General features: G+C 67.4%; 20 protein-coding genes. 14 read left to right on the top strand and 6 right to left on the bottom strand.

What is annotated here, in order from left to right:
* Positions 1–67: 67 nt before the first annotated feature.
* A complete protein-coding gene (locus CFB81_RS25750; RefSeq protein WP_069617458.1) occupies positions 68–571 on the top strand; it encodes an activator protein in 504 nt (167 codons plus the stop codon).
* A gap of 232 nt (positions 572–803) precedes the next feature.
* The gene (locus CFB81_RS25745; protein ID WP_089436949.1) at positions 804–1,907 is read left to right on the top strand and encodes a hypothetical protein; all 1,104 of its coding nucleotides are present in this window, start codon (positions 804–806) and stop codon (positions 1,905–1,907) included.
* A gap of 71 nt (positions 1,908–1,978) precedes the next feature.
* On the opposite strand, the gene betA is transcribed toward CFB81_RS25745, so the two are convergent.
* The 3 genes from betA to betI are packed head-to-tail and all read right to left on the bottom strand — an operon-like array spanning position 1,979 to position 5,782.
* Positions 1,979–3,679, bottom strand: a complete 1,701-nt coding sequence (gene betA / locus CFB81_RS25740) for a choline dehydrogenase (protein ID WP_089436948.1) — start codon at positions 3,677–3,679, stop codon at positions 1,979–1,981.
* 16 nt (positions 3,680–3,695) lie between these two features.
* Positions 3,696–5,165: a betaine-aldehyde dehydrogenase gene (gene betB, locus CFB81_RS25735; RefSeq protein ID WP_089436947.1), complete on the bottom strand. Its 1,470-nt coding sequence runs from the start codon at positions 5,163–5,165 to the stop codon at positions 3,696–3,698.
* 32 nt (positions 5,166–5,197) lie between these two features.
* Positions 5,198–5,782 (bottom strand): transcriptional regulator BetI, encoded by a 585-nt coding sequence (gene betI / locus CFB81_RS25730; RefSeq protein WP_069617454.1) that lies wholly within the window; start codon positions 5,780–5,782, stop codon positions 5,198–5,200.
* Positions 5,783–6,500: 718 nt separating this feature from the next.
* Here betI and CFB81_RS25720 point away from each other — a divergent pair.
* The 8 genes from CFB81_RS25720 (at position 6,501) to fdhA (ending at position 16,364) form a co-directional block, all read left to right on the top strand.
* Positions 6,501–7,403 (top strand): alpha/beta fold hydrolase, encoded by a 903-nt coding sequence (locus CFB81_RS25720; RefSeq protein WP_069617453.1) that lies wholly within the window; start codon positions 6,501–6,503, stop codon positions 7,401–7,403.
* 67 nt (positions 7,404–7,470) lie between these two features.
* A complete protein-coding gene (locus CFB81_RS25715) occupies positions 7,471–8,040 on the top strand; it encodes an isoprenylcysteine carboxylmethyltransferase family protein (protein ID WP_069617452.1) in 570 nt (189 codons plus the stop codon).
* 17 nt (positions 8,041–8,057) lie between these two features.
* Positions 8,058–9,341 carry a glycosyltransferase gene (locus CFB81_RS25710; protein ID WP_089436945.1) on the top strand — a complete coding sequence of 428 codons (1,284 nt, stop codon included), beginning with the start codon at positions 8,058–8,060 and terminating at the stop codon, positions 9,339–9,341.
* Positions 9,338–10,933, top strand: a complete 1,596-nt coding sequence (locus tag CFB81_RS25705) for a DHA2 family efflux MFS transporter permease subunit (protein WP_069617450.1) — start codon at positions 9,338–9,340, stop codon at positions 10,931–10,933. The genes CFB81_RS25710 and CFB81_RS25705 overlap by 4 nt, the downstream gene beginning before the upstream one ends.
* 10 nt (positions 10,934–10,943) lie before the next feature.
* A complete protein-coding gene (locus CFB81_RS25700) occupies positions 10,944–11,882 on the top strand; it encodes a glycosyltransferase family 2 protein (protein WP_089436944.1) in 939 nt (312 codons plus the stop codon).
* An 11-nt stretch (positions 11,883–11,893) separates the two neighbouring features.
* The gene (locus tag CFB81_RS25695; RefSeq protein WP_089437143.1) at positions 11,894–13,735 is read left to right on the top strand and encodes an efflux transporter outer membrane subunit; all 1,842 of its coding nucleotides are present in this window, start codon (positions 11,894–11,896) and stop codon (positions 13,733–13,735) included.
* The gene (locus CFB81_RS25690) at positions 13,735–14,925 is read left to right on the top strand and encodes an efflux RND transporter periplasmic adaptor subunit (RefSeq protein WP_089436943.1); all 1,191 of its coding nucleotides are present in this window, start codon (positions 13,735–13,737) and stop codon (positions 14,923–14,925) included. The genes CFB81_RS25695 and CFB81_RS25690 overlap by 1 nt, the downstream gene beginning before the upstream one ends.
* A gap of 242 nt (positions 14,926–15,167) precedes the next feature.
* Positions 15,168–16,364: a formaldehyde dehydrogenase, glutathione-independent gene (fdhA, locus tag CFB81_RS25680; RefSeq protein ID WP_027781331.1), complete on the top strand. Its 1,197-nt coding sequence runs from the start codon at positions 15,168–15,170 to the stop codon at positions 16,362–16,364.
* A 124-nt stretch (positions 16,365–16,488) separates the two neighbouring features.
* Here the strand turns inward: fdhA and CFB81_RS25675 are convergent, their stop codons facing one another.
* Positions 16,489–17,250, bottom strand: coding sequence for a hypothetical protein (locus CFB81_RS25675; protein WP_089436942.1), 762 nt, complete (start codon positions 17,248–17,250; stop codon positions 16,489–16,491).
* 188 nt (positions 17,251–17,438) lie between these two features.
* Entirely contained in the window at positions 17,439–18,875 is a 1,437-nt protein-coding gene (locus tag CFB81_RS25670; RefSeq protein ID WP_089436941.1) for a PLP-dependent aminotransferase family protein, read from the bottom strand.
* Between the two features lie 268 nt (positions 18,876–19,143).
* Between CFB81_RS25670 and CFB81_RS25665 the strand changes: the two genes are divergently transcribed.
* Complete coding sequence (locus tag CFB81_RS25665) at positions 19,144–20,553, top strand: discoidin domain-containing protein (protein WP_089436940.1); 1,410 nt, start codon at positions 19,144–19,146, stop codon at positions 20,551–20,553.
* Positions 20,554–20,610: 57 nt separating this feature from the next.
* On the opposite strand, the gene CFB81_RS25660 is transcribed toward CFB81_RS25665, so the two are convergent.
* A complete protein-coding gene (locus CFB81_RS25660; RefSeq protein ID WP_089436939.1) occupies positions 20,611–21,726 on the bottom strand; it encodes a GlxA family transcriptional regulator in 1,116 nt (371 codons plus the stop codon).
* Positions 21,727–22,081: 355 nt separating this feature from the next.
* On the opposite strand from CFB81_RS25660, the gene CFB81_RS25650 reads away from it, so the two are divergent.
* The 3 genes from CFB81_RS25650 (at position 22,082) to CFB81_RS25640 (ending at position 25,038) form a co-directional block, all read left to right on the top strand.
* Entirely contained in the window at positions 22,082–23,356 is a 1,275-nt protein-coding gene (locus tag CFB81_RS25650; protein ID WP_089436937.1) for a serine hydroxymethyltransferase, read from the top strand.
* A 38-nt stretch (positions 23,357–23,394) separates the two neighbouring features.
* Positions 23,395–24,366, top strand: coding sequence for a dipeptidase (locus tag CFB81_RS25645; RefSeq protein ID WP_034186088.1), 972 nt, complete (start codon positions 23,395–23,397; stop codon positions 24,364–24,366).
* A gap of 138 nt (positions 24,367–24,504) precedes the next feature.
* The gene (locus tag CFB81_RS25640; protein ID WP_050012296.1) at positions 24,505–25,038 is read left to right on the top strand and encodes a DUF5943 domain-containing protein; all 534 of its coding nucleotides are present in this window, start codon (positions 24,505–24,507) and stop codon (positions 25,036–25,038) included.
* Positions 25,039–25,079 lie beyond the last annotated feature (41 nt).

The following is a 25,079-nucleotide window of genomic DNA, read 5'->3' as shown; positions in this document are numbered from 1 at the left end:
TCGTTCCGGCCGGAAGGTCGCGTTCCTGGCGGCGTGCCGCCATTTGTGAAGAGAGGGGGCAGTTCAAATGAGCATTCGCAAAATCGTATCGCTTGTTGCTGCAGTGGCTTTCACCGCGGTTTCGGCCGCGCCTGCTTTCGCGGTCACCGTTTCGCGCGCGGACGGTCAGCCGATGAACCCGAACGGCGAGCCGTTCTCCGCATCGGGCCTCACGAACCTGAGCAAGGGGTCGATCACGGCGGGCTGTACCGCGACCTTCAACGGCACCATCACGTCGACCGGCATCGTCAACATCACGTCGACGACGTTCACGGGCGGCGCGACGTGCTCGCTGATCAGCGGCAGCGCGAGCAGCACGTCGCCTTGGACGGGGCAGGCCGACAGCACGACGCAGCTGTCGATCAACAACGTGAAGGTGAACGTCACGCTGCTCGGCGCGTGCGGGCCGAGCAAGGTCGTGACGGCGTGGAGCGATGCGAACTCGTCGCTGACGTTCAACAACGCGACGCTGACGCCGGACTGCACGGTGGGCGGCACGGTTCTGACGTCGCCGAAGTTCCACGTGCAGTAAGCGCCGCGCGATCGGAGCGGAACCCGCCGCGCGACGGCCGTGCGGCAAGCGCGGCGGGTTTTCGCGGCTTCGACGAGTTCGAGCCGTCGCGCGTATCGGCGCGGCGGCCGGTTGGCCCCCCGTGTCGCGATCCGGTACGGGCGGCATGGCAGGGCGGCGCCGTTCATCCTGCGCCGCCCGATTCGATTGAAACATAACCAGATCAATTAGCCCGAACCATCCCGGACGACCCATGCTTACCGATCCAGCAAAGTATGGCGACGCCCGCGGCGCGACGCCCGACCGGCTGCGCACGGCCGCGTGGCTGCAGTACCTGATCGAGCATCTCGATGCAGCGGCTGGCGCCGGCGACCCGGCTGTCGTCGCGTCGCACGCGACACGTTTGGGGGCTGGCGCGAGCCTGTCCCGCGAAGTATCGGCAGTGCTTCACCGGCTGGTCCCGTGGATCGCAACGGACGGCGGCGGCTGCGCGTGCGATCCGGCCGACCCGCTCGGCGCATGCTCGCACGTGCCTTCCGCGCAGCAGCTCGCGGAAGCCGAACGTTGCTGCCCGGGCTCGCGCGCCGTATTCGACACCGCGCACGGCGTGATCGATGCGTGCGCATTCGACGATCCCGATGTTGGCTGGGCCGCGCTCGAACGGATTGCCGGCGGCGTCGAACGCAGCGGCGATGACGCGGGCGCATGCACCGCGAACGAACCTGACGGGCCGCGTGAGACGCCGCCCGCGAAGAACCTGAGAGAAAGGCTGACCGCGGTCGCGGCAACGAGCACGGAAACGCCGGCCCGTCCCGGCGCCGTGATCGACGCGATCGTGCTGCGCGCCTGTGGCCCGCGCGACGCCGCCACGCGTATCGACGAGATGACCGCGCTCGCGATGTTCTCCGCTGAATTGGCCGTCGGCCACGGCGTTTCCGTTCAGGCGTATGGCGGTCAGCACAATCTCGTCGCGCGCGCGATCCGCACGCATCGCGCCGATCTCGCATCGACGGACGGGTTGCTTGCCGCGCTCGCGGTGTGCCGGCTCGACCGGCTCGTCGGTGGGGGCAGCTTCTGGGCCTACTACCTGTTGGCGGGCATCGCGATCGCCGCACCGGATACGGTGCGGGGAATCGGCCGCGGGTTTCATGGCGACACATGGCAGACGTGGCTCGACCACGTGCTCGCGTGGCCGGCGGTCAGCCGCTTCGGGCCGACGGAGGATGCCGCGTTCGAGCGCCTGCGCGACGCGATGAGCCTGACGTCGCGCTGGAACCCGATCGTGCGCGGCAAGCGGAGGTGGGCGGGGGGCGTGTCGGCCGCCCGGCCACGCAGCGCAAACGAGCCGCCCCAATGAAACGCGGCTCGCGGCGAGAATGCCGCGAGCCGCAGGGGGTATCGCGGCGCCCCGTGCGGGCGCCGGATCGATCAGACCGTCTCGGGTTGCCGCAAGGCCTTCGCGACGTTGCGCGCCGGTGCGCCGTTCGCGACGAAGTACGGCACGTCGACACGCGCGAGCGGCGTGCGGCCGCGGATCTTGTCGGCGATCTTCTCGGCGATCATGATCGTCGGCGCGTTCAGGTTGCCGGTCGTGATGATCGGCATGATCGACGCATCGACGACACGCAGCCCGTCGAGCCCGTGCACGCGGCCTTCTTCATCGACCACCGCCATGTCGTCGTAACCCATCTTGCACGAGCACGACGGATGGAACGCGGTTTCCGCGCGGGCGCGCACGAACGCGTCGAGTTCCTTGTCGCTCTTGCAATCGGCGCCCGGATTCAGCTCGCGGCCGCGATAGCGATCGAGCGCCGGCTGCCGCATGATCTCGCGCGTCGCGCGGATCGCATCGCGGAACTCGCGCCAGTCGAGCGCTTCGGCCATGTAGTTGAACAGGATGCTCGGATGGTCGTTCGGGTCGCGCGAGCGCAGCTTCACGCGGCCGCGGCTCGGCGAGCGCATCGAGCCGACGTGCGCCTGGAAGCCGTGCATCTCGATCGCGTTCGAGCCGTTGTAGTTGATCGCCACCGGCAGGAAGTGATACTGGATGTTCGGCCACAGATCGTCGTCGCGCGTGCGGATGAAGCCGCCCGCCTCGAAGTGGTTGCTCGCGCCGAGGCCCGTGCCGTTCAGCATCCATTCGAGGCCGATCTTCGGCTGGTTCCACCACTTGAGTGCCGGGTACAGCGACACCGGCTCCTTGCACTCGTACTGGATGTACATCTCCAGGTGGTCCTGCAGGTTCTGGCCGACGCCGGGCAAGTCGAGCACGACCGGAATGTCGAGCGCCTTCAGCCATGCGCCGGGGCCGACGCCCGAGCGCTGCAGCAGTTGCGGCGACGCGATCGCGCCGCTGCACACGAGCACTTCGCGGCGCGCATGCGCGGTCGCGCGCTCGCTGCCGCGCAGGTACGTGACGCCCGCCGCGCGCTTGCCGTCGAACAGGATGCGATCGGCGAGCGCATGCGTGACGATCTCGAGGTTCGGTCGAGCCTTCGCTTGGTCCAGATAGCCGCGCGCGGTGCTCGCACGGCGGCCCTTCGGCGTGACGGTGCGATCCATCGGGCCGAAGCCTTCCTGCTGATAGCCGTTCAGGTCGTCGGTGCGCGGATAGCCGGCCTGCACGCCCGCATCGACCATCGCCTCGAACAGCGGGTTCGCGCCCGGTTTGCTGGTCGTGACCGACACGGGGCCGCTGCCGCCGTGATAGTCGTTCGGGCCGACGTCGCGCGTCTCGGCTTTCTTGAAGTACGGCAGACAGTCGAGATACGTCCAGTTCTCGAGGCCCTTGTGCGTCGACCAGTTGTCGTAGTCGAGCGCGTTGCCGCGGATGTAGCACATCCCGTTGATCAGCGACGAGCCGCCGAGCCCCTTGCCGCGCCCGCACTCCATCCGGCGGTTGTCCATGTGAGGCTCGGGATCGGTCTCGTACGCCCAGTTGTAGCGGCGGCCCTGCAGCGGGTACGCGAGGGCGGCCGGCATCTGCGTGCGGAAGTCGAAGCGGTAGTCGGGGCCGCCCGCTTCGAGCAGCAGCACCGTGACGTCCGGATCTTCCGTCAGGCGCGTTGCGAGCACGTTGCCCGCGGAACCCGCGCCGCAGATGATGTAGTCGTATTCGCGTGTCGTCATGACGGATCTCCTAGTCTTAAAACACCGGGTTGTAGCGGCCGAGTTCGACCTGCACCGACTTGATTCGAGTGTAGTGCTCGAGCGTCGTGATGCCGTTCTCGCGTCCGACACCGGATTGCTTGTATCCGCCAACCGGCATTTCGGCTGGCGATTCGCCCCACGTGTTGATCCAGCAGATGCCGGCTTCGAGGCGATGGATCGTGCGGTGCGCGCGCGACAGGTTCTCGGTCACGACGCCGGCCGCGAGCCCGTAGTGCGTGTCGTTCGCACGGGCGATCACTTCGTCCTCCGATTCGAAATCGAGGATGCTCATCACCGGCCCGAAGATTTCCTCGCGCACGATCTTCATGTCGTCGCGGCAATCGCCGAACACGGTCGGCGCGACGTACTGGCCGTTGGCGAAGTGGCCGTCGGTCAGGCGCGTGCCGCCCGCGAGCAGCTTCGCGCCCTCGGCCTTGCCGCTTTCGATGAAACCGAGCACCTTGTCGAGCTGCGCGGCCGACACCAGCGGGCCGAAGTTGGTGTCGGCATCGGTCGGCTTGCCGACGCGGATGCGCTTCACGCGTTCGAGCACCTTCTGCGTGAACGCGTCCTTGATCGAGCGGTGCACGAACACGCGCGTGCCGTTCGTGCAGACCTGGCCCGAGCTGAAGAAGTTGGCGGTGACCGCGATGTCGGCCGCGCGGTCGAGGTCCGCATCGTCGAACACGATCAGCGGCGACTTGCCGCCGAGTTCCATCGTCACTTCCTTCAGCGACGACGCGCCGGCGAGCGACATCACCTTCTTGCCGGTTTCGACGCCGCCGGTGAACGACACCTTCGCGATGTCCGGATGGCCGGTGAGCAGCGCGCCGACCGAGCCGTCGCCCTGCACGACGTTGAACACGCCGGCCGGTACGCCGGCTTCCGTATAGATTTCCGCGAGCTTGAGCGCGGTGAGCGGCGTGACTTCGCTCGGCTTGAACACCATCGCGTTGCCGGCCGCGAGCGCGGGCGCCGTCTTCCAGCACGCGATCTGGATCGGGTAGTTCCATGCGCCGATGCCCGCGCACACGCCGAGCGGCTCGCGGCGCGTATACACGAACGACTCGGCGCGCAGCGGCACCTGCAGCCCTTCGATCGCGGTCGCGAGGCCCGCGTAGTACTCGATCACGTCCGCGCCGGTGACGATGTCGACCGCGAGCGTCTCGCCGATCGGCTTGCCGGTGTCGCGCGTTTCGATCGCCGCGAGTTCGTCGTTGCGCTCGCGCAGCAGGTCGACCGCGCGGCGCAGGATGCGCGAGCGCTGCATCGCGGTCATCGCGGCCCATTCGCGCTGGCCTTCCTGCGCGGACGCGACCGCGCGGTCGACGTCGGCCGCGCTCGCCTGCTGCACCTGCGCGAGCAGTTCGCCGGTGGCGGGATCGAAGGTGTCGAAAGTCTTGCCGCTGGTGGCGTCGACGTAACCGCCGCCGATGTAGAGGCGCTGCAAACCGTATACGGACATGAGAATCTCCTTGAGGGCGACTGCGTCGCGCGTCAGTCGGACGCGAGCAGCAGGTCGATGTAATCGTGGGCGAGCTTCAAAGCGGCCCGGGTGTCGATCGGGCCGCCGGCGAGTGCGCCGCGCAGCCACAGGCCGTCGATCAGCGCGGCGAGGCCGCTGGCGGCTTCGCGCGCCTTCGCGGGCGGCAACGCTTTCGCGAATTCGGCGCACAGGTTCGAATGCAGGCGCCGCGTGTTCACGTGCTGCAGGCGCTTGAGCATCGGGTCATGCATGCTCTGCGACCAGAACGCGAGCCAGGTCTTCATCACCGGCGCGCTGACTTGCGTGACGTCGAAGTTCGCCGCGACGACCGCGCGCAGCCGCGAACGCGGGTCTTTTCGTGCGGCGACGCGGCGGCGCGTGGTGGCCGACCACAGGTCGCGCAGCACGTGCCGCATCGTCGCTTCGAGCAGGCCGTCCTTGTCGCCGAAGTAATGGCTGACGATGCCCGTCGAGATGTTCGCGCGTTGCGCGACCGATGCGAGCGTCGTGCCGGGCAGGCCCGCTTCGTCGATCGAGCGCAGCGTGGCATCGATCAACTGCGCGCGGCGTATCTCCCGCATTCCGACTTTCGGCATCGCGACTCCCTTCGCCCGGACGGGCCGTCATGGAAGTCGAGAGCTTAGCGGTTTTTTATTGATCGTTCAATCAACAAAAAATCGGGGCCGAACGGCGGGCTGCGTTCCAAACGGGAAGGATCGCCGCCGTCGGAGCCATGTGCAGGTGCGGAAAAAGGAGTTGAAAGAAGATTAATAAAGTTTGAATCTGTTTAAAACGGTTCGTGAAAACATGATGCAATGTGGAGGACCATTTCGACGCTTGATTTCATTACAAATAGAAAGAATGTCGAAATATGAAAAATCATTCATGATGTGAAATCATAAAGTGGGATGGTGAGGGTGGGTGGTTTTGTATAAACCGTTTAAATTCGTCGATTTAAACTAAATAACTCATTGATAATAATGGAAAAGTACTGATTTCTTCGCGATGATGTGGATTGCTCGCAAACGATTGCTATCATCTTTTTGGAGATTCCGCATACCATAGAAATCGATAAATAAATTTGAATCTGCCGGATTTCCGGACCGAGTAGAGGGATTTTTGGAATGGCTTGAGTAAGTAATATCGACCGTATTAGTATGGCGCCGCACCACGAGGAATGAATGGCGCCGCCGGCAATTGCCGCGGTGCGTCGGCAATCGTTGCGTCCATCGACCGCGCACGGGGCCGACGCCAGCCATTGCGCAGTTGCAGCATGCCGCGACGTCGAGACGCCGCATTCACCGGAGAACGACGATGCCGACCGAAAAACACGTGGTTCCGCTGCCGAATGGTCTGAAGGTTTACGTCGAACGGAACGTGTTCGATCCGGCCTTCGACACGGCGATGCTCGTCAACGGCGCGCTCGCGACGACCGCGTCGTTCGGCCAGACCGTCCAGTATCTCGGCGAGCGGATCAACACGATCTGCTTCGACCTGCCGTATGCGGGGCAGTCGCGCCAGCACAATCCCGACTGCTCGATCCTGACCAAGGACGACGAAGCCGCGATCCTCCAGTATCTGGTCGAGCGCTTTGCGCCGGCGTTCCTCGTGTCGGTGTCGTGGGGCGGCGTCGCGTCGCTGTTCGCGCTCGCGCGCGGCTGCCCGAGCGTGCGGCGCGCGGCGATCTGTTCGTTCTCGCCGTTCCTGAACGACGCGATGATCGACTACGTGACACGCGCCCGCGACCACATCGCGGCCGGCGAGAACCTGAAGGCCGCGCAGCTGCTGAACGACACGGTCGGCCGCTATCTGCCGCGCATCATGAAGCTATACAACTACCGCTATCTCACGCGCCTGCCGCGCGACGAGCAGGACCAGGTCGCGTTCCACGTCGACCAGATCCTGTCGCTGCAGCCCGAGCGCTACTTCAGCGAGTTCTCGAACATCGGCTGCGAGCTGCTGTTCCTGAACGGCGAGCGCGACGAATACACGACGCCGGCCGACGTGCGGCAGCTCGGCGCGCACGTGGCGCGCGCACGGTTCGCGACCGTGCCGGACGCAGGCCATTTTCTCGACATCGAAGGCCGGGCTCAGCGCGAATCCACCCGTACCGCGTTGCTCGATTTCTTCTGCGGCGAAGCGCCCGCCGCGGCCGGCATCGCACGCGCTACCGCGCACGCGTGCGTGCCCGCGCCGATGCACGCGCTGTCGTCGTGACGTGCTCCGTCGTGCAGCGGGCGCGTCCCGCGCATCCGAATTCCCATCCCAACGAGGCAGGCCAGCCGTGAATATCGTTCAGACCATCGCCATCGTCGTTCCGTGGGCCGCGTGGCTCGCTTACTGGATCGCCACGTCGCAGGGCGTCAAGACGACCGTGCGCAAGGAGGCGTCGCGCTCGCGCACGCTGCAGTCGATTCCGCTGATCGTCGGCGGCGCGCTGATCCTCCTGCCCGATCCGTCGTGGCAGGCGCTCGCGCCCGACTGGCAGCGCTTCGGGCTGCAGGCGCAGTGCGGGCTCGCGGTGCTGGTGGCCGGACTGCTGTTCTCGGTATGGGCGCGGCTGCATCTCGGCACGAACTGGAGCGTGTCGGTCACGCTGAAGGAAGACCACGAACTCGTGCGCACGGGGCCGTATGCGTTCGTGCGTCACCCGATCTACACCGGCTGCCTGATCGCGCTGGTCGGCGCCGCGCTGATCGGCGACGAATGGCGGGGCGCGATCGGCGTGCTGCTCGTGTTCGCGTCGCTCGCGTACAAGGTGCGTGTCGAGGAGAGCTGGCTGACCGGATATTTCGGGCCGGCGTATGCGCAATACCGCCGCGAGGTCGCGGCGCTGATTCCCGGCTTCTACTGACACCCGCGAGGCGCGCGATGGCGAAGATGATCGTGACCGCGATCGGTTCGGCGGGCGACGTGCATCCGTTGCTCGGCGTCGCACGCACGCTCGCCGCGCGCGGCCACGACGTCGTGTTCTGCACGCATGCGCCGTTCGAGGCGGCCGTGCGCCGCTGCGGGTTCGCGTTCGTGCCGGTCGGCACCGCGGCGGAATACGACGCGGCGATGGCGAACCCCGCGCTGTGGGATCCGCGCACGTCGTTCCGCACGCTGTGGCGGGTGATCGCGCCGACGCTGCGCCCGCATTACGACGCGCTGCGCGCGCTGACCGATGCCGACACGGTGTTGGTCGGCACGCTGTGGGCGTTCTCCGCACGCTTCATGCAGGAATTGCACGGCACGCCGTACGTGTCGGTTCAGGTATCGCCGTCGACGCTGCTGTCCGCGCATGCGCCGCCGACTCACCCGCGCCTGACGATTCCCGCGCGCTGGCCGTTGCCGGTGAAGTCGGCGCTGATGACGCTGATCGAGCGCCAGGTGCTCGACCGCGTGTGCGGCCCGGCGCTCGACGCGGTACGCCGCGAACTCGGGCTCGCGCCCGCGCGGCGCGTGCTCGGCCGCTGGCTGCATTCGACCGACGGCGTCCTGTGTCTGTTTCCGCGCTGGTTCGCGCCGCCGCAGCCGGACTGGCCGTCGAACCATCTGCAAAGCGGTTTTCCGTTGTTCAACGATATCGCGACACCCGACGATGACGGGGCACTCGATGCGTTTCTCGCGGCCGGCGAGCCCCCGGTCGTGTTTACGGCCGGTTCGACGCTCGTCGATCACGCGGCGTATGCGCGCGCGGTGGCGGACGCGCTGCGCGCGACCGGCGCGCGCGGGATCCTGTTGACGCCTCACGACGCGGCGCAGGACGGCGGCCGGTTGCTCGTGCGCCGCTTCGTGCCGATGCGCACGCTGCTGCCGCGTTGCCGCGCGCTCGTGCATCACGGCGGGATCGGCACGGCCGCGCTCGCGTGCGAAGCCGGGATCGTGCAGGTCGTCACGCCGTTCGCGCATGATCAGTTCGATAACGCGCAACGCGTCGTCGCGAACGGCTGCGGCGTGCGGGTCGACGGTCCGCTCGACGGCGCGCGGCTCGGCGCGGCACTCGCGCGCGTGCTCGACGAACCCGCGTTCGCGGTGCATGCGGCGCGTACGCGTGCGCTGCTCGCGGCCGCGCCGGACGGCTGCGGCGCGGCCGCCGATTTCATCGAACGCTTCGTGCCCACGCGCGGACGGACGGCCGCGCGGGCCGATGTCGCGGTGGCCGGCGCATGAGCACCGCGTCGCCGCTGCACGACGGGCCCGTCGCGCCGTCCGCGTTCGACGCGCCGGCGCCGACACCCGCCGCGCAACCGGTGCGCGGCATCCGGCTCGCGCTGCTGACGTTCGCGCTGTCGCTCGCGACCTTCATCGAAGTGCTCGACTCGACCGTGACGAACGTCGCGGTGCCGGCGATCTCCGGCAGCCTCGGCGTGTCGAACAGCCAGGGTACGTGGGTGATCAGCTCGTATTCGGTCGCGGCCGCGATCGCGGTGCCACTCACCGGCTGGCTCGCCCGCCGCGTCGGCGAGCTGCGGCTGTTCGTCGGCGCGGTACTGCTGTTTACGCTGACGTCGCTGCTGTGCGGGCTCGCGCGCGACCTGCACGTGCTCGTGATCTGCCGCGCGCTGCAGGGGCTGTGTTCGGGGCCGATGGTGCCGCTGTCGCAGACGATCCTGCTGCGCACGTTCCCGCCCGACAAACGCACGGTCGCGCTCGCGCTGTGGGCGATGACGGTGCTGCTCGCGCCGATCTTCGGGCCGGTGGTGGGCGGCTGGATCGTCGACAACTTCTCGTGGCCGTGGATCTTCCTGATCAATTTGCCGATCGGGCTGTTCTCGTTCGCGGTGTGCACCGCGATGCTGCGCCCCGACGCGCAGCGCGGCGCGGCCGGCCCGATCGACGTGCCGGGCATCGTGCTGCTCGTGATCGGCGTCGGCTCGCTTCAGGCGATGCTCGATCTCGGCCACGACCGCGGCTGGTTCGATTCTCCGCTGATTGTCACGCTCGCGGTGGTCGCGGCGCTCGCGATCGTGTCGCTGCTGATCTGGGAAGCGGGCGAAGCGCATCCGGTGGTCGATTTGAGCCTGTTTCGCGACCGCACGTTCTCGTTCTGCGTGCTGATCATCTCGCTCGGGATGATGAGCTTCTCCGTGGTCGGCGTGGTGTTCCCGCTGTGGATGCAGGCCGTGATGGGCTACAACGCGTTTCATGCGGGGCTCGCGACCGCATCGCTCGGCGTGCTCGCGCTCGTGTTCTCGATCCTCGTCGGGCTGCATGCGCACCGTTTCGACGCGCGCGTGCTCGCGACGTTCGGCTTCCTCGTGTTCGCGGCCGTGCTCGCATGGGACGCGCATTTCACGCTGAAGATGACGTTCGCGCAGATCGCCGCGCCGGGGCTGATCCAGGGGATCGGGCTGCCGTGCTTCTTCATTCCGCTGACGGCCGCGACGCTGTCGCGCATTCCGGACGACCGGCTCGCCGCCGCGTCGAGCCTGTCGAATTTCCTGCGCACGCTGTCGGCCGCGTTCGGCACCGCGATGAGCGTGACGCTGTGGGACAACCGCGCGACCTATCACTACGACGTCGTGTCGCAATCGGTCACGCATGCATCGGCGAACACGCAACGCTTCGTGCATGCGCTGAACACGATGGGCGTGGACGGCGTGCGCGAGCTGACGACGCTGCATCACGTCGTGATGCAGCAGGCCTACATGATGGCGACCAACGACATGTTCTGGATGGCGAGCATGACGTGTCTCGCGCTCGCCGCGATGATGTGGCTGACGCGGCCCAAGCGTGGCGCCGCGGCTTCGTTCGGGCATTGAGGAGCAGACCATGACGACACTCGGCGCACTCGTGATCCTGTATCACCCGAGCGACGCGCAGCTCGACGCGCTGCGCGCATGGCGGCACGCGTGCGACGCGTTGCTCGTCGTCGACAACACGCCGCAGCCCGATGCGCGGGCTCGCGAACTGTGCACGCGCGAAGGCATCGCGCTGCTGCATCACGGCAATCGCGGCGGCATCGCGGGCGCGTACAACGCGGGACTCGCGGCGCTGTTTCGCGACCGCATCGATGCGGTCGCGCTGTTCGACCAGGATTCGTCGGTGCCGGCCGCGTATTTCCCGACGATGCGCGATGTCTGCGCGGGACTGGCGGGGCGCGCGTTCCTGGCCGGCCCCCGCATTTTCGACGAGAACGCGCGCAGCTTCCTGCCCGAACTCGCGACGAACGGCATCGGCGTGCGCCGCCTGCACATCGAGCCGGGCACGCCGATGCAGCGCTGCGCGTTCCTGATTTCGTCGGGCTGCGTCGTGTCGCGCGACGCGTTCGACGTGCTCGGCCGCTTCGACGAACCGCTGTTCATCGATCATGTCGATACCGAGTACAGCTTCCGCGCGCTGTCGCGCAACGTGCCGCTCTATGTCGTGCCGTCGCTGGTGCTGACGCATCGGATCGGTGCGAAGCAGCGGCACGCGATCGGCCCTTTTGAAATGACGTCGATGAATCACTCGTGGCAGCGGCGCTACTACAGCGCGCGCAACGCGGTGCAGCTCGGGATGCAGTACGGGCTGCGTTTTCCGGTGGCGCTCGTGCCGAACCTGCTGACCGTGTGGCAGGTCGTGCAGATCGCGCTCGTCGAGCGCGACAAGCGCGCGAAGCTGGCCGGCATCCTGTTCGGCGTCGCGGACGGCCTGTTCGGCCGGCTCGGCCCGCTCGAGCGCACGCGGCCGCGTCTGGCCGCGCGGGCGCAGCGCGTTCGGCAGGGGTGACGATGCGGCGGATGAAGCAAGCGGCGGGTACGCCGCGCGGCGTGAGGGGCGGCTCGATGATCGCGGCCGCGGCGGCGTTGCTCGCCTTGGGCGGATGCGTGCCGTCGGGCTTTATGCCGTCGCTGTCGCTGCGCGCGCCGGCCGACGATGCGCTCGTGCATACCGCCGGCCCCGGCGCGAACGGCGCGTGGCCGGCGCCTGACTGGGTGAAGCAGTTGCAGGATCCGCAGCTCGACGACCTGGTGGCCGAGGCGTCGCAGAACAACCCCGATCTTCAGGTCGCACAGGCGCGGCTGCGGATCGCGCAGGCGCAGCTTCAGCAGTTCGATTCGCTGACCGGGCTGACGGGCACGGCCGGCGCGACGATCAGCCGCGCACGGATGCCGAAGCCCGGCGACATCGCCGACGTGACGGCCGGCGGCTATCGCGTGCCGGTGCAGATTTTCGGCGATCCGAACGTGTCGCCGTCGTCGATCTTCGTCGGGCTGAACTACCAGCTCGACCTGTGGGGCAAGAACCGCGCGGCGACGAAGAGCCTGATGTCGTTGCGCGACGCGGCCGGTGTCGAGGCCGAACAGGTGCGGCTCACGCTCGCCGTCGCGATCGTCACCGTGTACTGCCAGCTCGACCAGGCGTACGCGGTGCGCGATCTGTTGCAGCAGAAGCTGAAGATCAGCCAGCGCGTGACGGCGGTGCTGCGCGAGCGCACCGCGCGCGGCCTCGACAATGCGTACGACGCGAGCGACGCATCGATCAAGCGCAGCCGCCTGCTCGAACAGATCGCGTTGAACGACGAGCAGATCAAGCTCGCGCAACTGCAACTCGGCGTGCTGTCGGGCCGCGGCCCGGAGCGCGGGCTCGCGCTGCAGCGGCCGCGCGTCGGCGCGTTCGCGGGCGGCGCGGTGCCCGCCCGGCTGCCGGCCGACCTGCTCGGCCGCCGGCCCGACATCGTCGCCGCGCGGCTGCGGGTCGAGGCCGCGTTCGCGAATGCCGACTCGACGCGCGCGCAGTTCTATCCGGACGTGAATCTCGTCGCGCTCGGCGGCGTGTTCGCACTGACGCCCGCGTCGCTGTTCTCGCGCGATTCGCTCGCGGGCTCCGTCGGCCCCGCGATCTCGCTGCCGATCTTCGATCGCGGCCGGTTGAAGGCGAAGCTCGGCGCGGACGTCGCGCAGGCCGACGTCGCGATCGGGCTGTACAACAAGACCGTCGACGACGCGCTCGGGCAGGTCGCGCAGCTCGTCACGTCGCTGCAGACGTCGCGGACGCTCGTCGCGCAGCAGCAGGACGCGGTCGCGGCCGCGCAGAAGATCGTGCAGATCGCGGCGGATAGGCATCGGCGCGGCGTGCTGATGCAGAAGGACGTCGATGTCGCGGATCTCACGCTGATCGACGAGCGCGCGCAGATGATCGCGCTGCTCGGCAAGCAGCGGACGCTGCGCGTTGCGTTGATCGGCGCGCTGGGCGGCGGGTTCGATGCGGGCGCAACGGTCGCGCAGGCGCAGACGCCGGCAGTGCAGCGGGTGCGTAGTGGGGCTGCGAGGCGCGATGCGGAAACGGCTCTGGTCGCGAACCGGTCGGAGGTGGCGAGTCCGTCGAATGATCGACACGCGGGGAGCAGCGCAGTGTCACCGCACGGCGCCCCGACGCGTAGTGCTCCCGCGCCCGAATCCGCACGACGCGCCGACACGGCACGCCCGTCGACCGTCGATACGACCCAACCGGACGCAACGCCGCGCGGTACACCCGTTCTCGCACGCACGGCCTCGGCGAACCCGACGCGGGGCTTGTCGCCGATGCCCGCGATTCCCGTCTTCCAGCACGATCGTCTGATCGTTACGCAAAGCGACTGATGCACCACGACAACCTTCATTCCGCCGCGCCGCCGGCCGCGCTGAACGATCCGGCACTCGACGCGCGCCGCGCGACGCGCCGCAAGCGCTTCACCGTCTTCTTCGCGATCGTGCTGCTGGCCGCGCTCGCATGGATCGCATCCTGGCTGTTGAGCGAGCGCTACTACGAAGACACCGACGACGCGTACGTCGCCGGCAGCATCGTGCAGGTCGCCGCGCAGATCCCGGGCGCCGTGACCGACGTGGTGGTCGCCGACACGCAGGCCGTGCGCGCCGGACAGACGCTCGTGCGGCTCGACGACACCGAGGCGTCCGTCGCGTTCGCGCAGGCGAAGGCGCAGCTCGCACAGGCCGTGCGCCAGGTCGCGAACGCGAGGATCTCGAACACGATGTACGTCGAGGCCGTGAATGCGCGGCGCGCCGACCTGTCGCTCGCGCAGCGTGCGCTCGCCGCGCGTTCCGGCGCATCGGTCGAGATCGTCGCGCCGGAAGAGCTGGCGCGGGCGCGTGCGGCGGTGGCCGGCGCGCAGGCGAGCCTCGCGGCCGCGCAGGCACAGCTCGACGCGGCGCGCGCGCTCGGCAGCAAGCTGCCCGTCGACGAAAGCCCGGCTGTCGTCCAGGCGGCCGCGCAGTTCAAGCTCGCGTACCGGAACCTGAAACGCACGACGATCGTCGCGCCCGTCGACGGCACGATCGGGCAGCGCTCGGTGCAGGTCGGCCAGCAGGTCGGGCCCGGCGTGCCGCTGATGTCGATCGTGCAGCTGGACCGTCTGTGGGTCGAGGCGAATTTCAAGGAAGGGCAGATCCGCCACATGCGCGTCGGGCAGCCGGTCGAGGTCGTGTCGGATCTCTACGGCTCGCGCATCGCCTATCGCGGCCGCGTGCAGGGCTTCTCGGCGGGCACGGGCAGCGCGTTCTCGATGCTGCCGTCGCAGAACGCGGCGGGCAACTGGATCAAGGTCGTGCAGCGCGTGCCGGTCGTGATCGCGCTCGATCCGCGCGATCTCGCCGCGCATCCGCTGCGCATCGGGCTGTCGATGCGCGCGACGGTCGACACGCACGACCGCAACGGTCACGCGCTCGACAGCGAGCCGCCGACGCCGGCCGTCAGCACGCGCGTGCACGACGGCGTCGCGAGCGATGCGGAAGCGGCCGCCGCCGCGATCATCCGCGAGAATCAGGGCGGGTAGCGGCTGCCGGTCATGGCGTGGCCGGCAGCCACGGCCGGGCCGACCCCGGTGCGTCTCGCGCCCGGTAGATTTCCGCCCGACTTTCGTCTTTCCGCCATCGATGTCGGCGTCGATCAAACGCATGTCGCGTTTGAGACATCGGCGCCCCTGCCTCCCGGACTACTCTCGAACAGCACGTTGCGCGTGCGCCGCATGGCGCCGGCGCGCCGCGGCGCCATCCAACGAGACATGGAGACAATACGATGAGCAGCAATCGAGGTGTCGTCTATCTTGGGCCGGGCCAGGTCGAAGTCCAGAAAATCGATTATCCGAAGATGGTCGACCCGAGCGGCCGCGCGATCGGCCACGGCGTGATCCTGAAAGTGGTCAGCACGAACATCTGCGGCTCCGACCAGCACATGGTGCGCGGCCGCACGACCGCGCCGGTCGGCCTCGTGCTCGGTCACGAGATCACCGGCGAAGTGGTCGAAGTGGGCCGCGACGTCGAGACGCTGAAGATCGGCGATCTCGTGTCGGTGCCGTTCAACGTCGCGTGCGGCCGCTGCGCGATGTGCAAGGACACGCATACGGGCGTGTGCCTGAACGTGAACCCGTCGCGTGCGGGCGGCGCGTACGGCTACGTCGACATGGGCGGCTGGATCGGCGGCCAGGCCGAGTACGTGCTCGTGCCGTATGCCGATTTCAACCTGCTGAAATTCCCGGATCGCGACCAGGCGATGGCGAAGATCCGCGACCTGACCTGCCTGTCCGACATTCTGCCGACCGGCTATCACGGTGCGGTGAGCGCGGGCGTGAAGCCCGGTTCGACCGTCTACATCGCGGGCGCGGGCCCGGTGGGGATGGCCGCGGCCGCATCGGCGCGCCTGCTCGGCGCGGCCGTGACGATCGTCGGCGACATGAACGCGGAACGCCTCGCGCATGCGCGGGCGATGGGCTTCGAGACGGTCGACCTGTCGAAGGACGCGTCGCTCGGCGAGCAGATCGAGCAGATCCTCGGCGTGCCCGAGATCGACTGCGCGGTCGACTGCGTCGGCTTCGAGGCGCACGGCCACGGCTCGTCGGGCCATTCGGAGGAAGCGCCCGCGACGGTGCTGAACTCGCTGATGGAAATCACGCGCCCGGCCGGCGCGATCGGCATCCCGGGCCTGTACGTGACGGACGATCCGGGCGCGAAGGACAAGGCGGCGCAGCACGGCAGCCTGAGCATCCGCTTCGGTCTTGGCTGGGCGAAGTCGCATTCGTTCTTCACGGGCCAGACGCCGGTGCTGAAGTACAACCGCAACCTGATGCAGGCGATCCTGTTCGACCGGCTGCCGATCGCGAAGATCGTCAACGTCGAAGTGATCTCGCTCGACCAGGCGCCGGAAGGCTACAAGAAGTTCGACGGCGGCGCGCCGCGCAAATTCGTCATCGACCCGCACGGGTTGCTGGCCGCGTGATGCGCTAGCGTTCGACACGCACCACACGAAGCGGGCGGTTCCGGAAACGGGCCGCCCGCTTTTTTCGTGGCGGGAGCGAAGGCGAAGGCAGTGCAACGCGGCGACCGCCGAGCCCGAGTCGCGCTCAGTGGCCGCGATAGAGTTTCGCGAGTTCGGCGTTGCTGGCCGGGGCGCGACGTGTGCGCCCGGCGTGCTGGCTGACGCGGCGGATCGTGCGCGTGGGGCGATGGGCGGTGTCGCGGTTGCCTTTCCAGTCGGCGACGCGGACCGCGCCGGCGCGCGTCCGGTCAGGCGCGCGCAACGATGGCGCGGCTTGTGCAACCGCCACCTTGCGAGCGGGCTTGCCGGCGAGTGGGGCGCCTTGTGGCGGACTGGCCGCCACTTGTGTTTCATCAGGCGAATGAAACGGATAGACGGGCGCCGGCACGACCGGCAGCAACGGATCGTTCGACGCGGGCAGCATGGCTTCGGTCGCGACGGCGGCTGGCGCACCGGATCCGCGACAAACGGGATCGGCCTTGCAGGTCTGGTCGACCATCACGTAGCCGCCGACCAGCAGCACGAGCGTGAGGATGCTCAGGATCGGTGCGCTCGACGCGCGCGGCCGCTGGAAGGCCGCGTTGCGCCACGCGCGGGCGATGCGTGACGACCACGTGTGAAACGATCGCGGCGCATGAGAGGCGTGCGCGTCGGCCGGCGTGTGGCGGATTGGTTCGAACGGCCAGTTCCATCGACCGCAGACGGGGCAGTGCTCGAGCGCCCGGAACGCCACGAACCCGCATTCGCGGCAGCGGCAGCACGTCGCGTGCCGCGATTCGGCGCGCGCATTCAGCACGGCGCGCCAGGCGTCCCGCGGGCGGACGCTCCGGCTAGGCAGGACGCGCATGTCGGCGACCGGTGGGCGCGATCGTCGGGCTGGAGATCGGCGGTCGTTCGCATGCGGTGCTCATGGGATTCTCCATAACATCGGACGGGAGGAACCCGTTCGTCCACGTCTGCCTGCCGCTTCATTCTTGGTCGTTCGCGCGCGAAACGCAAGGCGCATGTCTCGCGTTGCGTTCCGCACGTTTCGTACTAGCCGCCATGCCGCTGTCGAGCCGCGAGCGTGCCGAGCGTCTCCAGCGCGCGCTCGACCGCCGGTGTCCACGGCCGCCCGTAATTGAGTCGCAAATAGCGGCGGAAGCCGCCGGTCGCGGAAAAGATCGGCCCCGGCGCGATGCTCACGCCGTTTTCCATCGCTTCGCCGAACAGGTGCATCGCATCCATGTGCGGCGGCAGTTCGATCCACAGGAAATACCCGCCGCGCGGCGCGAACACTTCGGTATCCGTCGGAAAATACGCGCGCACGGCGGAGAGCATCTGCGCCTGGTGCGCGGCGAGATTGCGGCGCAGCTTGCGCAGGAAGCGATCGTATGCGCCGTCGCGCAGGTAGCTCGAAATCGCCATCTGCGCGGGTACGTCGGCGGCCGGCGCGCTCGCGCCTCTGGCCTGTCGGATCTGCCGGACGAAGCGGCCGGCCGCGACCCAGCCGATCCGGAATCCGGGCGCGAGGCATTTCGAGAACGATCCGCAATGCAGGACGAGCCCGCGGTCGTCATACAGTTTCGCGGGGCGCGTGGGCGCCGTGCCGAACTGCAATTCGCCATACACGTCGTCCTCGATCAGCGGTACGCCGCGGGACGCGAGCAGGTCGATCAGCGCGCGCTTGCGCTCGTCGGTCAGCGTCGCGCCGGTCGGGTTGTGGAACGACGTCATGAACCAGCACGCGCGCACCGGATGCGTGTCGAGCGCCTCGGCGAGCGCGTCGAGGTCGAGGCCCGTGCGCGGATCGACCGGAATCTCGACCGCCTTCAGATGCAGGCACTGCACGGCCTGCAGCACCGCGTGGAATGCCGGCCGTTCGATCGCGACGATGTCGCCCGGGCGCGTCAGTGCCTGCAGGCTGAGCGTCAGCGCTTCGGTCGCGCCCGTCGTGATGACGATTTCCTCCAGCGGTAGCGACGCGCCCGCGTTCAGGTAGCGCAGCGCGATCTGACGGCGCAGCGCTTCGTTGCCGGGCGGCAAGCCTTCCAGCAGTTTCGTGCGGTCCATGTGGCGCGCGGCCGAGGCCACGTGACGCCACAGGCTGCTCATCGGAAACAGCGAATAGCTCGCGAATGCCGAGCCGAGGGGCACGATGTCGTCGCATTTGAGCGAGTCGAGCAGGCGGAACAGCGCATCGTCGTCGCCGGCTTGCGCGACGTCGTTCTGCGCGGCGCCGGGCTTGCGCGGCGGATCTCGGGCGAACCGCACGTGCTTGTCCGCAACGTTCGCAACGAAATAGCCGGAGCGGGCCCGCGCGACGATCAGGCCCTCGCTTTCGAGCGCGTAGTACGCGCGAAACACCGTGGACGGGCTCACGCGATACGCGCGGCATGCCGCACGCACGGTGGGGATGCGCGCGCCGGGCGTCAGGTCGCCGCGCCGGATGGCGTCGGCGATGGTCTGTGCCAGTACCGCATAGCGCTTCATGCGCGTTCTCCCGGCCGTCGGACCTCGATGACAAAGAGTAGTACGGCAGCCGGCACGTGCAAGCGCGCCCCAAAACCGCTGATCCGTATGTTTTATCGGCGCTCTGATCCTGTTCTTTCGTCTGACAAACGGGCATCCTCCCGCAAGCTTTGTTCCCGCTGTCCGACCGATACGGAATTCACGCTGCCCGACCGCGAATCCGAGACGCCCGCGCGTGTCGCGCGAGTCCTTTTCTGCGGCGTCCGCACCTTACCCGGAAGTATCCAGCGTGACATTGAAGACCCTCGTCGCGGGCCTCGTGGCCGGCATCGCCCTCAATATGTTCAGCGGCGTGGCCGCCGCAGCCTGCGTCAACAATCCCGCCGCCCAGCCGAACGCGACGTTCCCCGCCGCACTGACCGGCAAGCTCGTCTATCACAGCTACGTCAAGTACGGCGACGGCACGAGCCAGTTGTTCCTCTACGATTTTTCGGCCCGTACGCTGACGCAACTCAGCAAGAGCGCGTGGGGCATCACCGATCCGATGAACGGCGTGTTCAGCCCCGACGGCAAGTGGCTCGCGTTCATGGGCATCCGCAACGGCGCATGGAACGTGTTCATGCTGCAGCTCGGTGCCGGCACGCCGCCCGTCAACATGACGAACAGCACGGGCGCCACGCGCAACGAAGACCCGAAGTTCAGCACGGACGGCAAGACGCTCGTGTTCAAGCAGAACGGCGACGTCAAGCAGGCGACGCTGTCGTACACGAGCGCGGGCCCGGTGTTCACGTCGGTCGTGAGCCTGACGAACGCGCCGGCCGGCGCCGAATATTCGATGCCGTTCCTCGCGCCGGACGCGAGCGCCGTGTACTACGCAACCGGCACCGGCTCGAACATGGGACTGATGAAGCGCACGATCGCGACCGGCGCGACCGCCGTGTTCGACCGTCCGTCCGGGCTGCAGACGTACTACCCGGCCGTGCGCGCGGACGGCATGGTGTACTACGCGCGCTGGAAGGACAGCGGCGGCGCCGACCAGATCTATGCGAAGACGGCCGACCCGGCCTCGACACCGAGCGCGCTGGCGCTCAACGACTGCATGAGCAACAACTCGGACCCGGCGCCCGTCAACGGTACGAACTACCTGTTCTTCTCGTCGACGACGGCGGGCGGCTATCAGCTCTACGTCGGCGACGTGACGACCGGCCAGCGCTGGAGCCTGTCGCAGTTCGGCGTGAATGCCGATGCGACGAAGGCGAAGCTCGGCGCGAACTACTACGGCGGCGCGGCCGCGGCACGTACGCTGCTGTCGCAGGGGCGGCCGGCCGCGGCGTCGGCGAGCTACAACGCGTCGCTCACGCCGGACAAGGCGTTCGACGGCAACACGACGAGCACGCGCTGGGATTCGCCCGAGGGCGCGGGCGTCGATCCGCAATGGATCTCCGTCGATCTCGGTGCGACGAAGACCATCAGCAGCATCGATCTGTACTGGGATGCAGGCGCGCTCGTCTACCAGATCCAGACGTCGAACGACAACGCGAACTGGACGACGATCTACTCGACGAGCAACGGCGTGTCGTATGGTCACGTCACGCTGCCGAACCTGAACGGGCACGGCCGTTACGTACGGATGCTCGGCACGAAGCGGGCGACGCAGTGGGGGTATTCGCTCGATGAAATGCAGGTGTGGGGATCGTAAGCGCAAAGGAAAAAGCGACCTTCAAGGTCACTTTTTTTGCTTCATGCGCCGCCCGCCTCACGCATGCAGCACATGCGCCGGAAATGCCGGCGCAGCACTCGCCGCCCCCTGCGCGAGCGGCGCGACCTGCTTGCGGCGTTCGCGCGTCGGCGCGACGCCGAACGCGTCGCGATAGCTCTTGCTGAAGTGGCATGCCGACTGGAAGCCGCACGCCATCGTGATGTGCATGATCGACATGTCGGTCTGCAGCAACAGCTCGCGCGCACGGCGCAGCCGCAACGTCAGGTAGTAGTGCGTCGGCGTCATCCCGAGATGCTCGCGGAAGAGACGCTGCAATTGCCGTTGCGACATGTTCGCGAGCCGCGCGAGTTCCTCGCGCGACAGTGGTTCCTCGATGTTGTTCTCCATCAGCGAGATCACTTCGAAGAGCGACTTGTTCGCCGAGCCGAGGCGCGCGACGAGCGGCATGCGTTGCTGCGCGCTCGTGTCGCGCACGTGTTCGACGATGAACTGCTCGGCGATCTGCGTGACGCGCGCGGTGCCGACGCGCGCGGCGATCAGGTTCAGCATCATGTCGAGCGGCGCGACGCCGCCCGTGCAGGTGATGCGGTCGCGGTCGATCACGAACAGTTCCTTCAGGAAGCGCGTGTCCGGAAACTCTTCCTTCAGCGCCGACATGTTCTCCCAGTGGATCGCGCACGCGTAGCCCGCGAGCAGCCCGGACTTCGCGAGTGCATAGGTGCCCGTGCACAGGCTGCCGAGCGGCATCCCCAGGCGCGCGAAACGGCGCAGGGTCGACAGATGGGCGGGCGTGGTCGCGCGCTGCACGTCGACGCCGCCGCACACGAATACGATGTCGGGTTGCCCCACGCATTCGGCCGGCCCCGTGTCGACCGTGAGGCCGTTGCTCGCCGTGACCGGACCGCCGTCCGGGCTGATCACCGACCAGCGGTAGAGCGGCTGGCCGCTCAGGTAGTTCGCCATCCGAAGCACCTCGATCGCATTGGTGAACGCGATCATCGTGAAGTTCGGTAAAGGCATGAACGCGAAGTGGGACAGCGACGCTGTGCGGTCGGGCGACATGGGGAGCGTTCCTTGAATCTCTAATAGCTTTTGGCCCGAGGCACGAATCGGGCTGCGGTATTGTGTGAGCGAGTGCAACAAGCGTGCCATACGGCTAAACCCTAGCTCCATACGTTGTCTGGGCATCGGGCCGTTGCTGCACTGCACCGTATCCGGGACAAGCCGCACTCGAACGTGCGGCAAACGCACTGCCGGTGTGCGTGTCCATAGGTGAACCATCGACATCGTTTCGGGCGCCCGTCCCGAAAAGCACGATCGGTCACTTGTACAAAACGGACGCGCATGGCGGAAAAGGCAAAGAACGCGTCTAAATTCATCAATCCGCCGAAAATCCGAACGACAAGAATAGAGCCGTCGGCAGCCTTGCACTGGACGAGCGGGAAACCCAGTCACGGCGGGCCTTGAGCTTCGGTTGCAGCCCTTTATTCTTCGTCACGGACGCACTATGTCGAACACCCAGCCTTTCTTCTCGCAGACCCTTGCCGAGCGCGACGCGCCGGTGCGCAGCGCCATCCTGAAGGAACTCGAGCGTCAGCAGTCGCAAGTCGAGCTGATCGCGTCGGAAAACATCGTGTCGCGCGCCGTGCTCGAGGCGCAGGGCTCGGTACTGACCAACAAGTACGCGGAAGGCTATCCCGGAAAGCGCTACTACGGCGGCTGCGAATTCGCCGATGAAGTCGAGGCGCTCGCGATCGAACGCGTGAAGCAGATCTTCAACGCCGGCTATGCGAACGTGCAGCCGCACTCGGGCGCGCAGGCGAACGGCTCGGTGATGCTCGCGCTCGCCAAGCCGGGCGACACGGTGCTCGGCATGTCGCTCGACGCGGGCGGCCACCTGACGCACGGCGCGAAGCCGGCGCTGTCCGGCAAGTGGTTCAACGCGGTCCAGTACGGCGTGAACCGCGACACGCTGCGCATCGATTACGACCAGGTCGAGGCGCTCGCGCACGAGCACAAGCCGAACCTCATCATTGCCGGCTTCTCGGCGTACCCGCGCGCGCTCGACTTCGCACGCTTTCGCGCGATCGCCGACAGCGTCGGCGCGAAGCTGATGGTCGACATGGCGCACATCGCCGGCGTGATCGCCGCGGGCCGCCACGCGAACCCGGTCGAGCACGCGCACGTCGTCACGTCGACCACGCACAAGACGCTGCGCGGCCCGCGCGGCGGCTTCGTGCTGACCAACGACGAGGACATCGCGAAGAAGATCAACTCGGCCGTGTTCCCCGGCCTGCAGGGCGGCCCGCTGATGCACGTGATCGCCGGCAAGGCCGTCGCGTTCGGCGAAGTGCTGCATGCGGACTTCAAGACCTACATCGACAGCGTGCTCGCGAACGCGCAGGCGCTCGGCGAAGTGCTGAAGGCCGGCGGCGTCGATCTCGTCACGGGCGGCACCGACAACCACCTGCTGCTGGTCGACCTGCGCCCGAAGGGCCTGAAAGGCGCGCCGGTCGAGCAGGCGCTGGAGCGCGCGGGCATCACCTGCAACAAGAACGGCATTCCGTTCGACACCGAGAAGCCGACCGTCACGTCGGGCATTCGCCTCGGCACGCCGGCCGGCACGACGCGCGGCTTCGGCGTCGCGGAGTTCCGCGAGATCGGCCGCCTGATCCTCGAAGTGTTCGACGCGCTGCGTGCGAACCCGGAAGGCGACCCCGCAACCGAACAGCGCGTGCGCCGCGAGATCTTCGCGCTCTGCGAGCGCTTCCCGATCTACTGATCGACCCCACAAGAACAGTCACACGAGCGAGAGCAGATATGAGCACGCTGCATCAGGACAGCATCATCATCGACGGACTGAACATCTCCAAGTTCGAGAAGCCGGTGTTCGAGGACATGCGCAAGGGTGGCATCACGGCCGCGAACTGCACGGTGTCGGTGTGGGAGAACTTCACCAAGACCGTCGACAACATCGGCGTGATGAAGAAGAAGATCCGCGACAACGGCGAGCTGCTGACGCTCGTGCGCACGACGGACGACATCTTCCGCGCGAAGAAGGAAGGCAAGACCGGGATCATCCTCGGCTTCCAGAACGCGCATGCGTTCGAGGACAACCTCGGCTACATCGAAGCGTTCGCCGACATGGGCGTGCGCGTCGTGCAGCTTTGCTACAACACGCAGAACCTGGTCGGCACCGGCTGCTACGAACGCGACGGCGGGCTGTCGGACTTCGGCCGCGAAGTGATCACCGAGATGAACCGCGTCGGCATCATGGTCGACCTGTCGCATGTGGGCGGCAACACGTCGTCCGAAGCGATCGCGTTCTCGAAGAAGCCGGTGTGCTATTCGCACTGCCTGCCGTCGGGCCTGAAGGAACATCCGCGCAACAAGAGCGACGCGCAGCTGAAGGAGATCGCCGATGCGGGCGGCTTCGTCGGCGTGACGATGTTCGCGCCGTTCCTGAAGCGCGGCATCGAGGCGAACATCGACGACTACATCGAGGCGATCGACTACGTCGTGAACCTGATCGGCGAAGACGCGGTCGGCATCGGCACGGACTTCACGCAGGATTTCGCGAAGGAGTTCTTCGACATGCTGACGCACGACAAGGGCCGCTATCGCCAGCTGACGAACTTCGGCAAGGTGATCAACCCGGACGGCATCCGCACGATCGGCGAATTCCCGAACCTGACCGCGGCGATGGAACGCCACGGCTGGAAGGAGTCGCGGATCCGCAAGATCATGGGCGAGAACTGGGTGCGCGTGTTCAAGGACGTGTGGGGCGCATAAGCGCCCGCCGAGCCGAACCGCTACCGTCGTTTCAACATAAAAAAATCGGGACGTGCCGGCGCTTGATGCGCGGGCACGCGGACGATGTCGCGCCTGCGCAATGAGCCGCGCGGCCACTTTCCTCACGGAGTCACCACGATGCAACCGCAACTGCCGATCAACGTCGATCCCGATACCGGCGTCTGGACCACCGACGCGCTGCCGATGCTGTACGTGCCGCGCCACTTCTTCACGAACAACCACGTCGCCGTCGAGGAAGCGCTCGGCGTCGATGCGTATGCCGAGATCCTGTACAAGGCCGGCTACAAGTCCGCCTACCACTGGTGCGACAAGGAGGCCAAGCTGCACGGCCTGACCGGCATGGCCGTGTTCGAGCACTACCTGAAGCGCCTGTCGCAGCGCGGCTGGGGCCTGTTCTCGATCATCGAGGCCGACCCGGCGAGCGCCCGCGCGAAGATCGAACTGCGCCACTCGTCGTTCGTGCTCCAGCAGCCGGGCAAGGAAGGCAAGCTCTGCTACATGTTCGCGGGCTGGTTCGCGGGCGCGATGGACTGGGTCAACGACACGACGCCGGAAGGCAAGGGCGCGCCGCGCGCGTACTCGAAGGAAGTGCAATGTGCGGCCGAGCATCACGACCACTGCATCTTCGAAGTGTCGCCGATCGCGCACTGACGCACTGATTCACTGAAGCAGAACAACACCCGCAACACGAG

This window comes from Burkholderia sp. AU28863 (assembly GCF_002223195.1).
GTDB classification, from domain to species: Bacteria; Pseudomonadota; Gammaproteobacteria; order Burkholderiales; family Burkholderiaceae; genus Burkholderia; species Burkholderia sola.
The sequence above is the reverse complement of the archived record's forward strand: the minus strand, read 5'-3'. Positions and strand labels throughout refer to the sequence as shown.

Bases quoted from the DNA above. Each gene is read 5' to 3' on its own strand.
- CFB81_RS25750 (WP_069617458.1), top strand. From the start codon at position 68: ATGAGCATTCGCAAAATCGTATCGCTTGTTGCTGCAGTGGCTTTCACC.
- CFB81_RS25745 (WP_089436949.1), top strand. From the start codon at position 804: ATGCTTACCGATCCAGCAAAGTATGGCGACGCCCGCGGCGCGACGCCC.
- betA (WP_089436948.1), bottom strand. From the start codon at position 3,679: ATGACGACACGCGAATACGACTACATCATCTGCGGCGCGGGTTCCGCG.
- betB (WP_089436947.1), bottom strand. From the start codon at position 5,165: ATGTCCGTATACGGTTTGCAGCGCCTCTACATCGGCGGCGGTTACGTC.
- betI (WP_069617454.1), bottom strand. From the start codon at position 5,782: ATGCCGAAAGTCGGAATGCGGGAGATACGCCGCGCGCAGTTGATCGAT.
- CFB81_RS25720 (WP_069617453.1), top strand. From the start codon at position 6,501: ATGCCGACCGAAAAACACGTGGTTCCGCTGCCGAATGGTCTGAAGGTT.
- CFB81_RS25710 (WP_089436945.1), top strand. From the start codon at position 8,058: ATGGCGAAGATGATCGTGACCGCGATCGGTTCGGCGGGCGACGTGCAT.
- CFB81_RS25705 (WP_069617450.1), top strand. From the start codon at position 9,338: ATGAGCACCGCGTCGCCGCTGCACGACGGGCCCGTCGCGCCGTCCGCG.
- CFB81_RS25700 (WP_089436944.1), top strand. From the start codon at position 10,944: ATGACGACACTCGGCGCACTCGTGATCCTGTATCACCCGAGCGACGCG.
- CFB81_RS25695 (WP_089437143.1), top strand. From the start codon at position 11,894: ATGAAGCAAGCGGCGGGTACGCCGCGCGGCGTGAGGGGCGGCTCGATG.
- CFB81_RS25690 (WP_089436943.1), top strand. From the start codon at position 13,735: ATGCACCACGACAACCTTCATTCCGCCGCGCCGCCGGCCGCGCTGAAC.
- fdhA (WP_027781331.1), top strand. From the start codon at position 15,168: ATGAGCAGCAATCGAGGTGTCGTCTATCTTGGGCCGGGCCAGGTCGAA.
- CFB81_RS25675 (WP_089436942.1), bottom strand. From the start codon at position 17,250: ATGCGCGTCCTGCCTAGCCGGAGCGTCCGCCCGCGGGACGCCTGGCGC.
- CFB81_RS25670 (WP_089436941.1), bottom strand. From the start codon at position 18,875: ATGAAGCGCTATGCGGTACTGGCACAGACCATCGCCGACGCCATCCGG.
- CFB81_RS25660 (WP_089436939.1), bottom strand. From the start codon at position 21,726: ATGGCACGCTTGTTGCACTCGCTCACACAATACCGCAGCCCGATTCGT.
- CFB81_RS25650 (WP_089436937.1), top strand. From the start codon at position 22,082: ATGTCGAACACCCAGCCTTTCTTCTCGCAGACCCTTGCCGAGCGCGAC.
- CFB81_RS25645 (WP_034186088.1), top strand. From the start codon at position 23,395: ATGAGCACGCTGCATCAGGACAGCATCATCATCGACGGACTGAACATC.
- CFB81_RS25640 (WP_050012296.1), top strand. From the start codon at position 24,505: ATGCAACCGCAACTGCCGATCAACGTCGATCCCGATACCGGCGTCTGG.